Here is a 16547-nt window from a genome sequence, read left to right on the forward strand (position 1 = left end):
GGTCCCAGGGGTGTTCAGCCGTCCCGGAAATTGTTGAGAGATTCGTGAGAGCACTGTGTTCTCAAACGCCTCTGAAACACCGCGAGTTGTTGATCCCTGACGGCGGGTTAATGGGCGGGTCCGGTTTTACCGGCCATGGTCGAGATACGCGAGAACCGCCAGCACGCGACGGTTGTCGTCGTCCGACACCTCCAGGCCCAGTTTGGCGAAGATATTGGCGGTGTGCTTGGCGATGGCCCGTTCCGTGACGACGAGCCGCTCGGCGATCGCCGCGTTGGACCGCCCCTGCGCCATCAGCTCCAGCACCTCCGTCTCCCGGGGCGTGAGCCGGGCCAGCGGCTGGTCGTCGGCCGCGCGCCGGCTCAGCAACTGCTGGATCACCTGCGGGTCCATCGCGGTACCGCCCGCCGCGACCCGTCGTACGGCGTCCACGAACTGCTCCGCGTCGAACACCCGGTCCTTCAGCAGATACCCCACCCCGCCACTGCCGTCGGCGAGCAACTCCCGCGCGTACAGCTGCTCCACGTGCTGCGACAGCACCAGCACCGGCAGTCCGGGCGTGCGCCGCCGGGCCTCCAGCGCGCACTGCAGCCCCTCGTCGGTGTGGGTCGGCGGCAGGCGTACGTCGACCACGGCGACGTCCGGCTCCAGCTCGGCCAGCGCGCGGGACAGCTCGGGGCCGGTCTCGACCGCCGCCGCGATCTCGAAGTCGTAGGCCTCCAGGAGCCGGACGAGTCCGTCGCGCAGCAGGAACAGGTCTTCGGCTAGGACAACGCGCAAGGAATCTCCATGGTGACCATGGTGGGGCCGCCCGCGGGCGAGCTGACGGCCAGGACGCCGTCGAATGTACCCAGTCGCCGCTCGATCCCGGCCAGGCCCGAGCCGGCCCCGATCACCGCGCCGCCCTTGCCGTTGTCGGTGACGCTGATACGCAGCATCTCGTCGGTGTGGTGTACGTCGATCCAGATCCGGTCGGCGCCCGCGTGCTTGACGGCGTTGGTGAGCACCTCGCTGACGGCGAAGTACGCCGCCGACTCCACCGGCGCCTCCGCCCGCCCGGTCAGCTCGACGTTCACCTCGGTCGCGATCGGCAGCCGCAGCGCCAACGCCCGTACGGCGTCTCCCAGTCCGCGCTCGGCGAGCACCGGCGGATGGATGCCGCGCACCAGGTCGCGCAGTTCGGAGAGGGCGTCGGCGGAGGACTGCCGGGCCTGCGCGACGAGCTGCCTGGCCTTCGCCGGGTCCTTCTCCATCAGCATCTCGATGGTGCCGAGATCCATGCCGACCGCGACCAGGCGGGCCTGGGCCCCGTCGTGCAGATCGCGCTCGATACGGCGCAGTTCGGCGGCGGAGGTGTCCACGGCGTCGCGCCGGGTTTCCGTCAACACCCTTACGCGTTCGGCGAGTTCACCCTGGTTGGAACCTAGGACCGCGCGGGTCAGCCGGAAGTGGAACTGGAACAGCCGCGCGGTGAAGAAGTGCGCGCACACGAGGAGGCCGAGCCCGAGAACAGCCGCGCCGAGCGCGGACGTCTGATCCGTGACCGGCACGAAGCCGTACCAGTACGTGCCGCCGTCGACATCCGCGAAGACCCGCCACAGCCCCGCCGCGATCGCGAACCCCTCCAGCGGATAGAGCAGCAGCACGGCCGGCAGCAGCGCCGTGACGAACCCCGCCGTCATGTCCACCGGCAGCCACCGCAGATCCCGCCACGTCGCCGGATCGCCCAGCATCCCGAAGGTACGGCTCCACGGATTGGCGTCCTTCGGCAGCGGCCGGTACGCCGGCGGGATCCGCACCCCGCCCCACTCGGCCGCGAGTACCCGACGCCAGTCGGCGAACATCCGTACCCCCGTCAGCACCCACGGCGTCGTGACGATGCCGACGCCGATCGGTATCAGCGCGATGGACACGAGGGAGAGGACCAGGCACAGGACGGCACCGGGCAGGGAGATCAGGGCGAGCGCCAGCCCCCGCAGCGCGGCGAGCCCCATGCCCCGTGCCGTCGAGCCATGCCTGCTCTTCATGTCGTTGGTCATGCCGTCAGTCTCGCCGAGGCGACAGTGCCGGTCACGGGGCGGAACCCCCGGATCAGGGGGTGGTGCCAGATACACCCCCGTGGCCGCCGCTCGCGAGCACCTTCGCCTCCACCTCCGGATCGAGCCCCTTCACCGTCCGGTCCGACCGCATGGGTGCGGTCCCCTCGATGTCCTGGAGCCAGCGCCAGGTGTCGGCGACGGTCTCGGCGACGGGACGGCAGCGCAGCCCCGCGGCGACGGCCCGGGACACATCGGCACTGTGCAGCGCGTCATGCATGTCGCTGCCCGGCGGCACCCACACCGGCAGCTGGGTCCATGGCTCGATGCCCGCCTCCAGGATCACCTCGGGCTCGGTCCAGCGCAGCTCGGCGCCCCCGCCGACGGTGGCCACACAGGCGTCGAGCAACTCGCCCATGGTGGCGTGCCCTTGGGGGCTGGTGAGGTGGTACGGCCCGCTCAGCTCCTGTTCCACGGCGCCGAGGATCCACTCCGCGTGGTCGCGGACGTCGACGTACTGGAGGGGCAGGTCGCGCGGCCCCGGCGCCAGCACCGGGCCGCCGCGCGCGATCCGCCCCAGCCACCAGGGCAGCCGCCCGACGTTCTCGTACGGCCCGAGCAGCAGCCCGGTCCGCACCAGTACGGAGCGGTCCGACCCGAACTCCTCGACCGCGCCCAGCTCGCCGCCCCGCTTGTCCCGCGCGTAGTCGGTCTGCTCCGCACCGGCCTCGGCGCCCTGGACGAGGGGCGCGTCCTCGCCGTATCCGGCGGGCGGGGCCCACTCGTACACCGAGCGGCTCGACACATACACATACCGCCCGGCGCGGCCCCGCAGCAGCCGCGCCGCGTCCCGCACGGCGCGGGGCGCCGCCGACCAGGTGTCGACCACGGCGTCCCACTCACCGTCCGCGAGAGCGGCGAGCCCATCGGCCGCGGTGCGGTCACCGTGCAGCGACCGCACCCCCGCCACCGGCTCGTGCCGCCCCCGGTGGAAGACGGTCACCTCCCAGCCCCGCCCGAGGCCGGCCTCCACGACGGCCCGTCCCGCGAACTCCGTACCACCCAGCACCAGTAGCCTCATGCCGACGACTCTGCCCGGTGCAGACGCGGGACGGAACAGGACTCTGCCGTCAGCAGACAGCGGGCTTCGGCATCAGCGGCCGACCGGCGGGGCGTACTTGTACCCCACCCTGCGCACCGTGCGGATGGTGGCCCGGTGCTCGGCGCCCAGCTTGCGGCGCAGCCGGGCGATATGGACGTCGACGGTACGGCCGTCCCCCACATGCCCGTATCCCCACACGGTGGTCACCAGCTGATCCCGGGTGTGCACCCGGTGCGGGTTGGCCACGAGATGGGCGAGCAGCTCGAACTCCAGGTAGGTCAGGTCGAGTTCCTGCCCGTCGACCGACGCCGTGCGCCGCACGGTGTCGACGGTGACGAGCGGGTCGCCCTCGGCCTCGGCGGTCTTCGGGACCGGCGGCTGCTGGTCGGCCGGGACGAGCACCAGGTAGCCGATCATCGGCGGCTGCCCCGGCAGGGTGGGCAGGGAGTGCTGGGGAGCGGGCAGCCAGGTGGCGCCCGGCGGCAGAAGGTCCGCGACGTCGATCACCTCGTCCCGGTCCACGGCACGCAGATGATGCCGGGTACCGGTCGGGTGGAGGGTGGGAGCGGAGGTCAGAGAACGAGTGGTCGCCATGAGAGGTCAGCTCTTTCGCGCGAGAGGTCCGTCTTGGGAGAGGAACGTCGTTCGCGCTGGCCGAAGGCCGGGGTGACGGCTTTAGAGGGCCCGCGCGTTCGCCGCGCGGCAACACACCCGGTCGAAGTCATGGTGCTGACGAGAAGGCCAGAAGGGCTCGAGGTCATGGCGACCTGTCGCGGAACCCTGCTGCTGGATGCTGGCCATGCCCCCATTGAAGCAGACAGCCGCCCGGGAGGGGACCCTTCGTCTCATCCCTCCAGCCGTTTGTCCCAGGTCAACGGCGTGACGTTGATCGCTCTGCCGGGGGAGCCGTCCCACTGCGTGGACAACCCGGCGCCGGTGAGCGCGGCGACGACCTCGTGTCCGACGGCGGTGGTGGTCTCCTCGGAGCCGTCGAACCCGCCGTAGTAGAGGCTGAGTCCGTGCCCGCCCGCGGCGTGCTGGGTGCTCTGCTGGTGGAAGAAGACGAACCCCCGTGCGTCCGCACGCTCCGCGCCTATCTCCGCCATGCCGCAGCCCCGGCAGCAGGTGAAGTTCTCCCGGGCGGTGATGCCGCTCGTCTCCAGCGCACGGAAGGCTCCCGAGAGCCGCTCGGGATCGGTGACGCCCTCCCACGCCGACTGCTCGTCGAGCCGCTCCCGCCACAGCCGGTCGACCAGCTCCCGGGCCTGCGCGGGCGACACCGGCCGCTCCTCGCCGTCGACCAGATACTCCTCGGCGGCCTCCGCGAGCGTGGCCCGGTCGTCGTACCCGCACCGCAGCAGCTCGGAAACCCGGTCCTCCACCTGCTCCCGTATCGCGCGGGGAAGCCCGGGCACCTCCGGTGGCGGGTCCATGGCGACCGGCGTCCAGGCGAACCCGCTGTCCCAGCCGCCCCGCAGCCGCGCCCAGCCCACCAGCGCGTCGGCCACCGCAGCGGCGTCCGGGACCATGGTGCCGAGGAAGCGCTCGCGGTCCTCGCGGTGCTCCAGTTGATAGTCACCGCGCCGCTCGTGCCACACCTGGGCGAAGACATCCGGCACGTCCGGTATCCGCTGCATCACCAGCCAGTTGTCGCCGCGCTCGCCGAGCCGGTGCACCAGGTCGCGCAACTGCCGCTCGGACGGCCGCGCATACGTCTCGCCGTACTCCGTCTCGACCTTGACGGCCAGCCCCTCGCCGTCCGGCCCCATGCCGTTCTCCATGCCCTCCACGATGACACCCGCCACTGACAACGCGGCCAACTCACGGCGAAGGGGCGCCCACCATGACGGTGGACGCCCCTTCGCGGAGCCCTGGGCGGATCAGACCTGGCCGGCCTTCTCCAGCGCCGAGCAGCAGGTGTCGACGATCAGGCGGGTGACGACGTACGGGTCGACGTTGGCGTTGGGACGGCGGTCCTCGATGTAGCCCTTGCCGTCCTTCTCGACCTGCCACGGGATACGCACCGAGGCACCGCGGTTGGAGACGCCGTAGGAGTACTCGTTCCACGGGGCGGTCTCGTGCAGGCCCGTCAGACGGTCGTCGATGCCGGCGCCGTAGTTCTTGACGTGGTCGAGCGGCTTGGAGCCCTCGCCGAGCGACTCGCACGCGGTGATGATCGCGTCGTAGCCCTCGCGCATCGCCTTGGTGGAGAAGTTGGTGTGCGCACCGGCGCCGTTCCAGTCGCCCTTCACCGGCTTCGGGTCCAGCGTCGCGGAGATGCCGAAGTCCTCGGCGGTGCGGTAGAGCAGCCAGCGGGCCACCCACATCTGGTCCGAGACCTCCAGCGGGGCCAGCGGGCCGACCTGGAACTCCCACTGGCCGGGCATGACCTCGGCGTTGATGCCGGACAGGCCGAGACCGGCCTGAAGGCAGTTGTCGAGGTGGGCCTCGACGACGTCACGGCCGAAGATCTCGTCGGCGCCGACACCGCAGTAGTAGCCGCCCTGCGGGGCCGGGAAGCCGCCCTTGGGGAAGCCGAGCGGGTAGCCGTCCTGGAAGAAGGTGTACTCCTGCTCGATGCCGAAGATCGGCTCCTGCGCGGCGAACTTCTCCGCGACCTCGGTGAGCGCGGCACGCGTGTTGGACGGGTGCGGGGTGAGGTCGATGTTCAGGACCTCGCACAGCACCAGGATGTCGTCGCCGCCGCGGATCGGGTCGGGGCAGGTGAAGACCGGCTTGAGCACACAGTCCGAGGCGTGACCCTCGGCCTGGTTGGTCGAGGACCCGTCGAAGCCCCAGATCGGCAGCGCGTCCAGACCGGCGGGCGCACCCGTCATGATCTTGGTCTTGGAGCGCAGCTTGGCCGTCGGCTCGGTGCCGTCGATCCAGATGTACTCAGCCTTGAAGGTCACGGGACACATCCTTCGGGGGTGGGTCTAGGCGCAGTTGCGGGTGCTGCGGCGCTGCGGCACCGGGGTGCCGCGCTTGATGTCCGCGAGCCTGTCAACAGGCGATTTCCCGGCCGTTGCCCGTATGTGAACCCCGTGTTACCTGGTACTGGTGTGGCGCGATTCACGTACCCCGTATACGTACGCGGGTCCTGCCACCCGTGGCCGCAAGTGGCAGGACCCATGACACGTACGAGCTTGCTGTGCCGCGTCTCACCCCACCTTCTCGATCAGCGCCCGGCGGATCAGGAACTTGCCGGGCTCACGGACCTGCTCGAAGGCCGCGTTGTTCAGCAGCGCGCAGCTGCCGGAGACCGAGGTGACCTCCACCGTGGTGGACTTGTTGTTGTCCAGGTTGGTGACCTTCAGCTGGGTACCGACCGGGAACTGGTTGCTGGAGGCGGCCGGGGCGCCGCCCTCGCCGGAGAGCGTGACGGTGGAGCCGTTGCAGACCTGCTGGCCGGAGGCAGCGGCTCCGCCGTCGGCGTTGCCCGCGCCCGCGTCGCCCGCGTTGCCCGCTTCCTCGCCGGCCCCGGCGTTTCCGGCGTTGCCGGTGTCGCCCGCGTTACCGGCGTCCTGCGCGGGTGCGCTCGGCTGTGCGGTCTGGGAGCCCTGAGCCGACTCCCCGGCGACACACCCGGACGCTTCCTGCTGGACCTTGATCTGCTGGATGACGGCCTCGCGGTTGGCGATCCTCGCCTGGGACTGCGCGTCGGGATTCGCCCGTTGATCCGCGATGAACCGCTCGTTGTTGCCGAGCGCGGTGGCCAGACCCTGGCAGACGGTCGAATCCGCGGCGGACTTGACGGTCGGTGCCTGCGAGGCGTTCGAGGTGCTCGCCATGACGAAGGCGCCGCCTCCGGCCACCGTCGCCGCACTGACCAGCAGCGCCAGCTTCTTCTTCGTGCTGAGAGTTCTCCTGCGCGACATGCGCGCCTCCTGAAGAGGTAGGGGAGCGTACGTCGCTATGTACGAGATACCGAACGAGGTTACTCAGTGGTTTCAGGGGCCGCTTGAGTAACCTGCGTCACACTCCGGCGCGCCGGGGGAGTCTCAGCCCTCGCGGGACAGGGCGTCCCGTACCGCCTCGTCGGTGCGTCCGACCACGGCCGTACCGTCGTCCGCGGTGATGATCGGGCGCTGGATCAGCTTCGGGTGCTCGGCCAGCGCCTTCACCCACTGATCCCGCGAACTCGCGTCCCGTGCCCACTCCTTGACGCCGAGCTCCTTCGCCGCGGCCTCCTGGGTCCGGGTGATGTCCCACGGCTCCAGTCCCAGCCGGTCGAGCACCTCCCGGATCTCGTCGTCGCTCGGCACGTCCTCCAGGTAACGCCGGACGGTGTAGTCGGCGCCCTCGGCGTCTAGCAGGGTGAGGGCGCTGCGGCACTTGGAACAGGCCGGGTTGATCCAGATCTCCATGCGGGCAACGGTATCCCGAGTGCGGTGTGTTCGATTTTCTCGGCCTGGTGCGGGTGGCTCCCGGGTCCTGTGTGACACGGTGACAATTTAGTTGCTGACCAGGGCATTTAATGGGTGTTCGGGGTTCGTCGGATGTCAGTGGCGGGCAGTAAACTGTAAGCAGTGTTCGAGAGTGTCGCCGGGGGGTCCGGACGGCGCTCTGACCGCGACAGGAGGATGCCTGTGCCCGCTGCCGCACTGAAGCCGACCCGCAAGGCCTTGCCCACCCAGTCCACCGCGAAGCATCCGGTGCTGCTCGATCTGCCGTACGCACCGCTGGAGAAGCGGGCGCTGCCGCCGGGGCGCCCGCGCGAGTGGTACATCACGCACAACCGTCGCCTCAAGGCGATGCGCCTCGCGATAGCGCTGCTCGACTCGGGCGTCTACATGCCGAACCAGGCGCGTGACGAGACGATCCGGGACACGGCGGAGACGATCGGCGTCCATCCGCCGTCGACCACGACGTGCCACATGGTCAGGGCGCTGATGCGGTACTCGAGGTAAGCCGTGACGCCGGGTGCCGTCCGTGTGCCGGACGCGCCCGGCGTTGTAGTGTGCGCCCCCGCCTGGGGGCTGCCGCCCCCAGCAGACCCCCGCTGCCGGCCCTGAAGGGGCCTTGTCCTCAAACGCCGGACGGGCTGGGGGATGCGAGCGGCGTTGAGATGTTCCGCCAGCTGGAACGGGGTGGGGGACCGGTGTTGAGCGGGGCCGCCGATCCGGAGGAGCATGCGCACCGGCGGGTCGGGAGATCCCGCCCGCCCGGCTTGCGGCGCCGGTGTCCGCAAGCGTTCGCCCCGCCCCTAGCTCCCCAACTCCCGCTCCACCGGCGTCCGGAACCGAGGGGTGACCCGGGCCGGGCCCAGCCACCTCCGCAGTCGCTCCGCCTCCACCGCGACCGCCGCATCGGCCTCGCGGCGCTCCGAGCCGCCGAGGTCCTCCAGGAACCGCCAGACGATCTCCCCGTCCGGACGCTGGGCCCACCCGCCCACGACGCGCCCGTTCCACCACACCGTCGGCCCCACATTGCCGCTCCGGTCGAACAGGGACGGCCGCAACTCCGGTGCGAGATACCAGTCCCGCGCCTGCCACCCCATCGCCGTCGGGTCGAGCCCCGGCAGCAGCGCCGCCCATGGCTCGGCGGGCCCCGCCACCGGGCCGACGTCGCCGTCGACGACGTACCCCGTCCCCTCGTCGAGGGAGACGGCCTGTGCCCCGATCGCCGTGAGTGCCCGGCGGACCTCCGTCACCCGCCACCCCGTCCACCACTTGAGGTCGGCCTCCGTCGCCGGTCCGCATGCCGCGAGCCAGTGCCGCAGGAGATCCGCCTGGGCCTCGGCCACCTCCAGTTCGGGATGCTCGGGTGCCACCGCCCACCGGAACTGTGTGGACAACCAGGAGCCCAGCGGCCGTCCCCGCACGACCTTCCCCTCGACGCCCAGCACCCTCAGCAGCCGTGTCGAAACGCTGTGCGTTCCCTCGTAGCTCTTCCCGGCCGCGTACACGAACTGCTCACGCAACCGCGGCTCGTCCTCGGCGAGTTCGGCCGCCGTCGCCTGTCCGCGGCGCGCCAGCGCGGCCAGCGTCGACTCTTCCACCTCCGCCAGCCAGGCCGCGTCCGGCGCTCCCGCCGACGCCATGTGCTTGATCAGCGCGGCCCGCTCCCGGGCGGCGACCGTGAGGCCGGTGGAGGCGTGCACGACGGCGGTCAGCTCGGCGGGGAACACGAACACGGTGTGCCGCATGCCGTGCATCCGGACCAGCGCACGGTCCTCGTACAGCACGCGCTCGGTCTCGGCGACGGTCTTCGCGGGGTCCGTCAGCCGCGCGCCCACGGCCAGATACACGGTCGCCGGATCGCTGCCGTGCAGCGCGACCAGCGACTGGGCCACGTCCGCCGGACCCTGCGCCCGCGCCTCCCCGGCGAGCCGATGCCGCAGCCCCAGCCGAGCCCGCCGCTCGGCCACCCCGATGTACCGCACCCCGCCGCCCATCCCGACCTCCACCCACGACCGACCACACCTGCCTCCATCCTCCCGCTCCCCACTGACAACGGCCCTCGCCCGCCGCCACCCGTCCACCACCCGCCGTCGCACGGCCACCGCCCACCCACCTCCCCCGTCACCCGATCCGCCGCCCCGACATGCGCAACCCCCCGCCCCCGCATTCACTGCGATCAGGAGGTGGCGGACCGTCCGCGCCGGACGGCTGGGGCAGCGGGAGGCTCGATGGGCAGGGTGGTCGGTGCGCGGCAGCTTCAGGACATGTCGGTCGGACACGAGGGCGTCGGACGCAGGGCCGTCGCCTCATGACGAGCCCGATCAACCCCGCCGACCGATGCCTGCGGGGCAAGGCCGCCCGCAAGCGTGCCCGCCGTTCCGCGCACTCCGCGTGGATCGCGTCCGTCGACCGCCCGGACCCCGTCTCCGTGCTGGAACGGCAGGGGCGTGACCGGCTGCCGGAGCTGCTGCCGATCAGATACGGGCGGATGGCGGCGTCGCCGTTCGCGTTCCTGCGCGGGGGTGCCGCCGTGATGGCCGCCGATCTCGCCGCCGCCCCGCACACCGGCCTCACCGCGCAGCTGTGCGGCGACGCCCATCTGCTCAACTTCGGTGTGTACGCCTCCCCGGAACGCCACCTGCTCTTCGACCTCAATGACTTCGACGAGACGTTCCCCGGCCCGTTCGAGTGGGACGTCAAACGCCTCGCCACCTCCGTCGCCGTGGCCGCCCGCGAGAACGGCCACCCGGAGGCCAAGGCCGCCCACGCCGCCCGGGAGGCCGTCGCCGGGTACCGCCTCGCGATGCGCCGGCTGGCCCGGCTGGGCGAGCTCGACGTCTGGTACACGCGCATCGACGCCGAGCAGCTCCTGCCGCTGATCCGCTCCACCCGCCGCCATCGCCGGGTCGAGGCCAGCCTCGGCCGCGCCCGCCGCCGCACCAGCCTGCGGGCCTTCGGCAAGCTGACCGAGACCGTCGACGGACGGCGACGCATCGTCCACGACCCGCCGCTCCTGGAACGCGCGGGCACCTCCGACATGGCCTCCCTGCGCAAGATCTTCAGCGACTACCGCTCGACCCTCTCCGAGGAGCGCCGACTGCTCCTGGACCGCTACCGCTTCGTCGACGCCGCCCGCAAGGTCGTCGGCGTCGGCAGCGTCGGCCTGCGCTGCTTCATCGTGCTGCTCGCCGGACGCGACGCGGGCGACCCGCTGTTCCTGCAGATCAAGGAGGCCCGGCAGTCCGTACTGGAGGAGCATCTGCCGAGCGGGCCGTACGTCCACCCCGGCCATCGCGTCGTCGCGGGCCAGCGGCTGCTGCAGGCCGCCGGTGACATCTTCCTGGGCTGGATGTCGGGGCCGCAGGGGCGGGCGTTCTACTGGCGTCAGCTGCGCGACATGAAGGGCACGGCGGACGTCGCCGGGATGGGCCCGGACGAGCTGAGCGCATACGCCCGGCTGTGCGGCACCGCCCTCGCCCGGGCCCACGCCCGCTCCGGCGACCGTATCGCCATCGCCGGCTACCTCGGCGGCGCCGACACCTTCGACCGCGCGGTCGCCGACTTCGCCATGGCCTACGCCGACCAGACCGCCGCCGACCACACGGCCCTGCGCGCGGCCGTCGAGGCGGGGGTGGTGCGGGCCGCACCCGAGATCTGACCAGAGCCGACCGTCAGCGGCTCCCGCCGTCACCCGCCCCGTCCGCCAGCACCGTCGTCACGAACTCCCGCCGGTCCTCCGCGTGCTCCTCGAACCACATCCCCAGCATGTGCTCCGCGCCCGGCACATCGAACCGCGTGAACCGTGCGTGAGCGCTCAGCGCGTCCTGGATCGCCTCCGTCACGGCCGGCGGGATGATCGCGTCCGATTCCGGCACCGCGAGCACCGCCCGCCCCTCGTAGTCCCGCAGCACATCGAGCGCGGGCGCCCCGCGCCAGCCGTCCGGCCTGCGGATGATTTCGCTGAACCGTCCGTCCCCCTCGCCGAACGGCACATCCCACGCCTCCTTCGAGTACACCGCGGGCGCGCACAGCCCCACCGCCGCGACGCGCTCCCCGTAGTGCCCGACGAGATCCGCCACCGTCTGTCCGCTCATGCTGAATCCCACCAGGACCAGCCGACCGCCCGCCGGCACCCGCGTGTCGATGACGGCGACGGCCTGCTCGAAGCGGCGCCGCAGGCTCAACTCCCGCAGCTCGCCGGTGCTTTCGCCGTGCCCCGAGAAGTCGAAGGCGATCCCGCGCCGGCCCCGGGACACGAACTCGGCGAGCAGCGGCAGCAGCCGGTCCTTGGTGCCGATGCCCGCGCCGTGCAGGAGGACCACGGTGGCCTGGGCGTCGGCGTCACCGCCGTACACCCCGCTGAGCAGTTCTCCGTCATGGGCGTGTGTGAATGAGAAGAGGTCGGTCATGTGCCCATTCATTCACGGCACTTGGGTCCCGGGAAAAGGAGATGCACGCCGAGTGACCGTCTCCCTACCCTGGACACGCGTAACGGAGCAGTTCACGCCGCTTTCCGCAGGGCGGGGGTCACCCTGCGGGCTCGGGGCTACTCTCTACGCACCGACGGACGGCCGCCTTCCCCAGCGCCCCGTCGGGACATCGATTTCAACACCCACGCACACGGAGGCCCGTGATGGGCACCATCGTCTTGTCCGGGACCGCCGTCCTGGTGATCCTGGGATTCGGAAACAACCTGTACTGGCTCGCCGCCGTCGCCGTGCTGTTCCTGTACCTGCGGTACGGCCGCGACGCCTCCGCGTCGAGCGGCGGAGCCGGGGGAGGATCCTCGTCCGGAGGGTCCATGCCCTCGGACTACCGCGCCTACCGCGACCGCCGCGACATGCAGGCCAAGTGGGAGCGCCGCTACCGCCGCGAGCGTCCTCTGGAGTCGCGCCGTCAGCAGCGCGAGAAGAGCAGCTGAGCCCCTGGTCGGGTGCCCCTGGTCATAGACCGGGGGCACCCCACAGCGGGAACCAGCGGTTCAGGTCCTGCTCGATCCGCAGATCGTTCCCGAGCGTCGCCTTCACCCGCAGCTCCAGCGGGTTGTCGCGGCGCTCGGCCGTCCCCGGCAGCGGCGCGAAGGGATAGAAGGTGCCGCGCTTGTAGAGATAGACGAGCGCGAGCCGATGCTCGTCCTTCTCGAACCCCGCCAGCGAACACAGCAGCTGTGGTCCGAACCCGTTGACCTCCATCGCGCTGTTCACCGCGTGCAGATCGTTGACCAGCTCCGGCAGCTGGTCCGGTGCCCGCTCGGAGACCAGCCAGGAGTAGCCGTAGTCGTCCCGGGTCAGGCGCACGGGACGGCCGTCGCGTTCGGCGTCCGCGTCGAGCAGCGCCTGGACCTCGCGGTGGGTCTGCTCGAAGGCCGCGCCCTCGACCGTGGCGAAGCACACCGCCCCGCTGCCGGTCGGCCGGAACCCGGCCGCCGCCTCCAGGGTCACCGCCGCCGACGGCAGTGCGAAGAGCTGGTCGAGATCGGGTACGACCGGCTTGGTACGGCCGAGCAGAATGTCCAGCAGCCCCATCTCACGCCCCTCCGGGAGCCGCGGCCTCACCCAGCTCGGTGGAGATCCGCCCCAGCTGGTCGATCCGCTGCTCCAGGCTCGGGTGGGTGGAGAAGAGCCGCGCGATACCGGGGTCGCGGCCCAGGGCCGGCGTGAAGTAGAAGGCGTTGAACGCCTGCGCCGTCCGCAGGTCCTTGGTCGGGATCCGGGCGATGTCCCCGGACACCTTGGTGAGCGCGGACGCCAGCGCCGAGGGACGCCCGGTGAGCAGCGCCGCCGCCCGGTCCGCGGCCAGCTCCCGGTACCGGGACAGGGCCCGGATCAGCAGGAAGCTGATCGCGTAGACGGCCGCCGACACCCCGAGCACCGCGGCGAAGATCACGGCGGTGTTCTGGTCCCGCCGCCCGCCTCCGAAGAGCTGGCTGTAGAAGGCGAACCGCACGATCAGCCCCGCGATCACCCCGAGGAACGAGGCGACGGTGATCACCGCGACGTCCTTGTGCGCCACATGCGACAGCTCGTGCGCGAGCACACCCTCCAGCTCGTCCGGTTCGAGGCGGCGCAGCAGCCCGGTCGTCACACAGACCACGGCATGATCGGGATTGCGCCCCGTCGCGAACGCGTTCGGCATGTCCATATCCGAAACGGCGACCACGGGCTTCGGCATATCCGCGATCGCACACAGCCGGTCGACGACCCCGTGCAGCTCGGGATACTCGTCCCGCTCCACGACCCGCCCCCGCATCGCGAACAGCGCGACCCGGTCCGAGAACCAGTACTGCGCCCCCAGCAGCCCCGCCGCCACGACCACGACGAGCACCCAGGACTTCAGCAGCACGATCAGCGCGACGACGAACCCCACGTACAACAACCCGAGCAGAAACAGCGTGACCCCCATACGAGCGGTCAACCGCCGGTCACTCCGGAAGCGGCTCTGCATCTTGCACCACCCCGCACTCAGGCACTCGTCCCACTGCCCAGTGTGCACCCGACGACGCCCATGAACGGGTCGCGATCGGTCCTAGGAGCAGCAAAGGCCCCCGGTCAGTAGGTGCGGAAGTTGACGTACCCCAGCAGCACGATCACCCCGGCGACACAGCCGAACACGATGGCCGTGGACACCCAGCCCGACCGGCGCTGCCGCCGCGCCACATGATCGGGCTCACCCCGGAACGGCACCGGGCCGGGAGGGTTCTCCTTCCAGCGCGCGGCGAGCATCCGGGCGCGTGCCGAGGGCTCCTTGTGCTCGGCGTTGTCCGCCCACTTGAGGTCGAACTCCCGCTCCTGGTCGTCCTGTTCGTGCCGCTCCGGCATCCCGTCCACCCCCGTGTCGTCTCCACGGAAGAATAGAACATACGCCCGCGCCCCCGCTGCCGGTAGGGCAGCGGGGGCGCGGGCGCAGTGGCCTCGGTCAGGCGTCGATCACACGTCGAAGTAGAGCTCGAACTCGTGCGGGTGCGGACGCAGCTGCAGCGGGGCGATCTCGTTCGCGCGCTTGTAGTCGATCCACGTCTCGATCAGGTCCGGCGTGAAAACGTCGCCCTGGAGGAGGAACTCGTGGTCGGACTCGAGGCGGTCGAGGACGGCCGGGAGCGAGGTCGGGACCTGGGCGACGCCCGCGTGCTCCTCGGGAGCCAGCTCGTAGAGGTCCTTGTCGATCGGCTCGGCCGGCTCGATCTTGTTCTTGATGCCGTCCAGGCCCGCGAGGAGCAGGGCGGAGAAGGCGAGATACGGGTTGCCGGAGGAGTCGGGCGCCCGGAACTCGACGCGCTTGGCCTTCGGGTTGGAGCCCGTGATCGGGATACGCATCGCGGCCGAGCGGTTGCGCTGCGAGTACACCAGGTTGATCGGGGCCTCGAAGCCCGGCACCAGACGGTGGTACGAGTTCACCGTCGGGTTGGTGAAGGCGAGCAGCGACGGGGCGTGCTTGAGGATGCCGCCGATGTAGTAGCGGGCGATGTCCGACAGGCCCGCGTAACCGGCCTCGTCGTAGAAGAGCGGGGAGCCGCCGGTCCACAGGGACTGGTGGACGTGCATGCCCGAGCCGTTGTCACCGAAGATCGGCTTCGGCATGAAGGTCGCGGTCTTGCCGTTGCGCCAGGCGACGTTCTTCACGATGTACTTGAAGAGCTGAAGGTCGTCGGCCGCGGCGAGCAGCGTGTTGAACTTGTAGTTGATCTCGGCCTGGCCGGCGGTGCCCACCTCGTGGTGCTGGCGCTCCACCTTCAGACCGGCACGGTCCAGCTCCAGGGAGATCTCGGCACGCAGGTCGGCGAAGTGGTCGACCGGCGGGACCGGGAAGTAACCGCCCTTGTAGCGGACCTTGTAACCACGGTTGTCCTCCAGGGCACCGGTGTTCCAGGCGCCCGCCTCGGAGTCGATGTGGTAGAAGGACTCGTTCGAGGTGGTGGCGAAACGGACCGAGTCGAAGACGTAGAACTCCGCCTCGGGGCCGAAGTAGGCGGTGTCGGCGATGCCCGTCGACGCCAGGTACGCCTCGGCCTTCTTCGCCACGTTCCGCGGGTCACGGCTGTACTGCTCGCCGGTGATCGGGTCGTGGATGAAGAAGTTGATGTTGAGGGTCTTGTCGCGGCGGAACGGGTCGACACGGGCCGTCGACAGGTCGGCACGCAGGGCCATGTCGGACTCGTGGATCGCCTGGAAACCACGGATCGACGATCCGTCGAAGGCGAGCTCCTCGTCCGGGTCGAACGCCTCGACGGGCACCGTGAAGTGCTGCATGACGCCCGGCAGGTCGCAGAACCGGACGTCGACGAACTTGACGTCCTCGTCCGCGATGAACTTCTTGGCCTCGTCGGCGTTCTGGAACATCCAGCTCCTCCTACTCCCGACCGTCCGCGCCGGGGTGGTAGTTCGTTCGTGCGGCCAGTGCGGTGGCACACGCTGACCTCGACCCTAGGGACGGGTGATTTCTCGGGCGTGACCCATTTGTTTCACACACGTTAACCGGACATCCCGCACCTCACCCCACCTGTCCACATCGCAAAACGGGCACAGTACCGTGGTCGCGTGGACAAGAGGCAAGCAATCGGATCCTGGCTCTCCGGCCCCCGCGCGGCCGCCGAGAACGCCGGTGTCGACTTCGGATACAGGGGTCAGCAGCTCGGCCTTCCGGAGGAGGGCCCCGGCTCCATCGCCCGCCCGGGACGGCGGCTCGGAGCACTCGCCGTGGACTGGGCCATCTGCGTCTTGATCGCATACGGTCTCATCACCGACGGCTACGGCCAGTCGACCAGCAACTGGGCCCTGCTGCTGTTCTTCGTGATGGGCGCCCTGACCGTCGGCACCGTCGGCTTCACCCCGGGCAAGCGGCTCTTCGGCCTGCGCGTGGTGACCCTGGAGACCGGCACGGTCAACCCGCTGCGCGCCCTGCTGCGCACGGCCCTGCTGTGCGTCGCCATCCCGGCCCTGATCTGGGACCGCGACGGCCGGGGCCTGCACGACCGGCTCGCGGGGACCGTGGAAGTGCGGATCTGACGGC

18 protein-coding genes are annotated in these 16547 nt (G+C 70.7%); 4 read left to right on the forward strand and 14 right to left on the reverse strand.

Annotation, left to right across the window (positions count from 1 at the left end):
- Positions 1 to 126 precede the first annotated feature (126 nt).
- From IE325_RS44855 to IE325_RS44890, 8 genes are all read right to left on the reverse strand, one after another.
- Positions 127 to 780, reverse strand: a complete 654-nt coding sequence (locus tag IE325_RS44855; RefSeq protein ID WP_190075994.1) for a LuxR C-terminal-related transcriptional regulator — start codon at positions 778 to 780, stop codon at positions 127 to 129.
- Positions 765 to 2039 (reverse strand): sensor histidine kinase, encoded by a 1275-nt coding sequence (locus IE325_RS44860; RefSeq protein WP_190075995.1) that lies wholly within the window; start codon positions 2037 to 2039, stop codon positions 765 to 767. Before IE325_RS44860 ends, IE325_RS44855 begins: the two co-directional genes overlap by 16 nt.
- 52 nt (positions 2040 to 2091) lie before the next feature.
- Positions 2092 to 3117, reverse strand: a complete 1026-nt coding sequence (locus tag IE325_RS44865; protein ID WP_190075996.1) for an NAD-dependent epimerase/dehydratase family protein — start codon at positions 3115 to 3117, stop codon at positions 2092 to 2094.
- Positions 3118 to 3189: 72 nt separating this feature from the next.
- The gene (locus IE325_RS44870) at positions 3190 to 3732 is read right to left on the reverse strand and encodes a winged helix-turn-helix domain-containing protein (RefSeq protein ID WP_190075997.1); all 543 of its coding nucleotides are present in this window, start codon (positions 3730 to 3732) and stop codon (positions 3190 to 3192) included.
- 251 nt (positions 3733 to 3983) lie between these two features.
- Positions 3984 to 4919, reverse strand: a complete 936-nt coding sequence (locus IE325_RS44875) for a DUF6891 domain-containing protein (protein WP_373315360.1) — start codon at positions 4917 to 4919, stop codon at positions 3984 to 3986.
- Positions 4920 to 5018: 99 nt separating this feature from the next.
- Positions 5019 to 6050 (reverse strand): glutamine synthetase, encoded by a 1032-nt coding sequence (gene glnII / locus IE325_RS44880; protein ID WP_190075998.1) that lies wholly within the window; start codon positions 6048 to 6050, stop codon positions 5019 to 5021.
- 249 nt (positions 6051 to 6299) lie between these two features.
- The gene (locus tag IE325_RS44885; protein WP_190075999.1) at positions 6300 to 7016 is read right to left on the reverse strand and encodes an SCO2207 family protein; all 717 of its coding nucleotides are present in this window, start codon (positions 7014 to 7016) and stop codon (positions 6300 to 6302) included.
- 123 nt (positions 7017 to 7139) lie between these two features.
- Entirely contained in the window at positions 7140 to 7505 is a 366-nt protein-coding gene (locus tag IE325_RS44890) for an arsenate reductase family protein (RefSeq protein WP_190076000.1), read from the reverse strand.
- 222 nt (positions 7506 to 7727) lie between these two features.
- On the opposite strand from IE325_RS44890, the gene IE325_RS44895 reads away from it, so the two are divergent.
- Positions 7728 to 8048 (forward strand): hypothetical protein, encoded by a 321-nt coding sequence (locus IE325_RS44895; RefSeq protein WP_190076001.1) that lies wholly within the window; start codon positions 7728 to 7730, stop codon positions 8046 to 8048.
- Between the two features lie 296 nt (positions 8049 to 8344).
- Here the strand turns inward: IE325_RS44895 and IE325_RS44900 are convergent, their stop codons facing one another.
- Positions 8345 to 9535: a winged helix DNA-binding domain-containing protein gene (locus IE325_RS44900; RefSeq protein WP_190076002.1), complete on the reverse strand. Its 1191-nt coding sequence runs from the start codon at positions 9533 to 9535 to the stop codon at positions 8345 to 8347.
- Between the two features lie 314 nt (positions 9536 to 9849).
- Here IE325_RS44900 and IE325_RS44905 point away from each other — a divergent pair, with 314 nt between their 5' ends.
- A complete protein-coding gene (locus IE325_RS44905; RefSeq protein WP_190076003.1) occupies positions 9850 to 11199 on the forward strand; it encodes a DUF2252 domain-containing protein in 1350 nt (449 codons plus the stop codon).
- A gap of 13 nt (positions 11200 to 11212) precedes the next feature.
- Here the strand turns inward: IE325_RS44905 and IE325_RS44910 are convergent, their stop codons facing one another.
- Positions 11213 to 11950 (reverse strand): alpha/beta hydrolase, encoded by a 738-nt coding sequence (locus tag IE325_RS44910; RefSeq protein ID WP_190076004.1) that lies wholly within the window; start codon positions 11948 to 11950, stop codon positions 11213 to 11215.
- A gap of 224 nt (positions 11951 to 12174) precedes the next feature.
- Here IE325_RS44910 and IE325_RS44915 point away from each other — a divergent pair, with 224 nt between their 5' ends.
- Positions 12175 to 12462, forward strand: coding sequence for a hypothetical protein (locus tag IE325_RS44915; protein ID WP_190076005.1), 288 nt, complete (start codon positions 12175 to 12177; stop codon positions 12460 to 12462).
- A 22-nt stretch (positions 12463 to 12484) separates the two neighbouring features.
- On the opposite strand, the gene pspAB is transcribed toward IE325_RS44915, so the two are convergent.
- The 4 genes from pspAB to glnA form a co-directional block, all read right to left on the reverse strand.
- Positions 12485 to 13066, reverse strand: coding sequence for a PspA-associated protein PspAB (pspAB, locus tag IE325_RS44920; protein ID WP_190076006.1), 582 nt, complete (start codon positions 13064 to 13066; stop codon positions 12485 to 12487).
- 1 nt (position 13067) lies between these two features.
- On the reverse strand, positions 13068 to 13985 hold the full coding sequence (htpX, locus tag IE325_RS44925; RefSeq protein ID WP_190076007.1) for a zinc metalloprotease HtpX: 918 nt from the start codon (positions 13983 to 13985) through the stop codon (positions 13068 to 13070).
- A 104-nt stretch (positions 13986 to 14089) separates the two neighbouring features.
- Positions 14090 to 14359 carry an SCO2583/SCO2584 N-terminal domain-containing protein gene (locus IE325_RS44930; RefSeq protein ID WP_190076008.1) on the reverse strand — a complete coding sequence of 90 codons (270 nt, stop codon included), beginning with the start codon at positions 14357 to 14359 and terminating at the stop codon, positions 14090 to 14092.
- 108 nt (positions 14360 to 14467) lie between these two features.
- Positions 14468 to 15877: a type I glutamate--ammonia ligase gene (glnA, locus tag IE325_RS44935; RefSeq protein WP_190076009.1), complete on the reverse strand. Its 1410-nt coding sequence runs from the start codon at positions 15875 to 15877 to the stop codon at positions 14468 to 14470.
- Between the two features lie 198 nt (positions 15878 to 16075).
- Here glnA and IE325_RS44940 point away from each other — a divergent pair, with 198 nt between their 5' ends.
- Positions 16076 to 16543 (forward strand): RDD family protein, encoded by a 468-nt coding sequence (locus IE325_RS44940; protein WP_190076010.1) that lies wholly within the window; start codon positions 16076 to 16078, stop codon positions 16541 to 16543.
- The last annotated feature ends 4 nt before the right edge of the window (positions 16544 to 16547 follow it).

Source organism: Streptomyces lanatus (genome assembly GCF_014655715.1).
Lineage (GTDB): Bacteria > Actinomycetota > Actinomycetes > Streptomycetales > Streptomycetaceae > Streptomyces > Streptomyces lanatus.

What these genes read in the sequence shown, in the direction of transcription:
- IE325_RS44915 (WP_190076005.1), top strand. Translation starts at nt 12,175, where the DNA reads ATGGGCACCATCGTCTTGTCCGGGACCGCCGTCCTGGTGATCCTGGGA.
- IE325_RS44890 (WP_190076000.1), bottom strand. Translation starts at nt 7,505, where the DNA reads ATGGAGATCTGGATCAACCCGGCCTGTTCCAAGTGCCGCAGCGCCCTC.
- IE325_RS44930 (WP_190076008.1), bottom strand. Translation starts at nt 14,359, where the DNA reads ATGCCGGAGCGGCACGAACAGGACGACCAGGAGCGGGAGTTCGACCTC.
- pspAB (WP_190076006.1), bottom strand. Translation starts at nt 13,066, where the DNA reads ATGGGGCTGCTGGACATTCTGCTCGGCCGTACCAAGCCGGTCGTACCC.
- IE325_RS44900 (WP_190076002.1), bottom strand. Translation starts at nt 9,535, where the DNA reads ATGGGCGGCGGGGTGCGGTACATCGGGGTGGCCGAGCGGCGGGCTCGG.
- IE325_RS44905 (WP_190076003.1), top strand. Translation starts at nt 9,850, where the DNA reads ATGACGAGCCCGATCAACCCCGCCGACCGATGCCTGCGGGGCAAGGCC.
- IE325_RS44910 (WP_190076004.1), bottom strand. Translation starts at nt 11,950, where the DNA reads ATGACCGACCTCTTCTCATTCACACACGCCCATGACGGAGAACTGCTC.
- IE325_RS44875 (WP_373315360.1), bottom strand. Translation starts at nt 4,919, where the DNA reads ATGGAGAACGGCATGGGGCCGGACGGCGAGGGGCTGGCCGTCAAGGTC.
- IE325_RS44860 (WP_190075995.1), bottom strand. Translation starts at nt 2,039, where the DNA reads ATGACCAACGACATGAAGAGCAGGCATGGCTCGACGGCACGGGGCATG.
- IE325_RS44870 (WP_190075997.1), bottom strand. Translation starts at nt 3,732, where the DNA reads ATGGCGACCACTCGTTCTCTGACCTCCGCTCCCACCCTCCACCCGACC.
- IE325_RS44865 (WP_190075996.1), bottom strand. Translation starts at nt 3,117, where the DNA reads ATGAGGCTACTGGTGCTGGGTGGTACGGAGTTCGCGGGACGGGCCGTC.
- IE325_RS44885 (WP_190075999.1), bottom strand. Translation starts at nt 7,016, where the DNA reads ATGTCGCGCAGGAGAACTCTCAGCACGAAGAAGAAGCTGGCGCTGCTG.
- glnA (WP_190076009.1), bottom strand. Translation starts at nt 15,877, where the DNA reads ATGTTCCAGAACGCCGACGAGGCCAAGAAGTTCATCGCGGACGAGGAC.
- htpX (WP_190076007.1), bottom strand. Translation starts at nt 13,985, where the DNA reads ATGCAGAGCCGCTTCCGGAGTGACCGGCGGTTGACCGCTCGTATGGGG.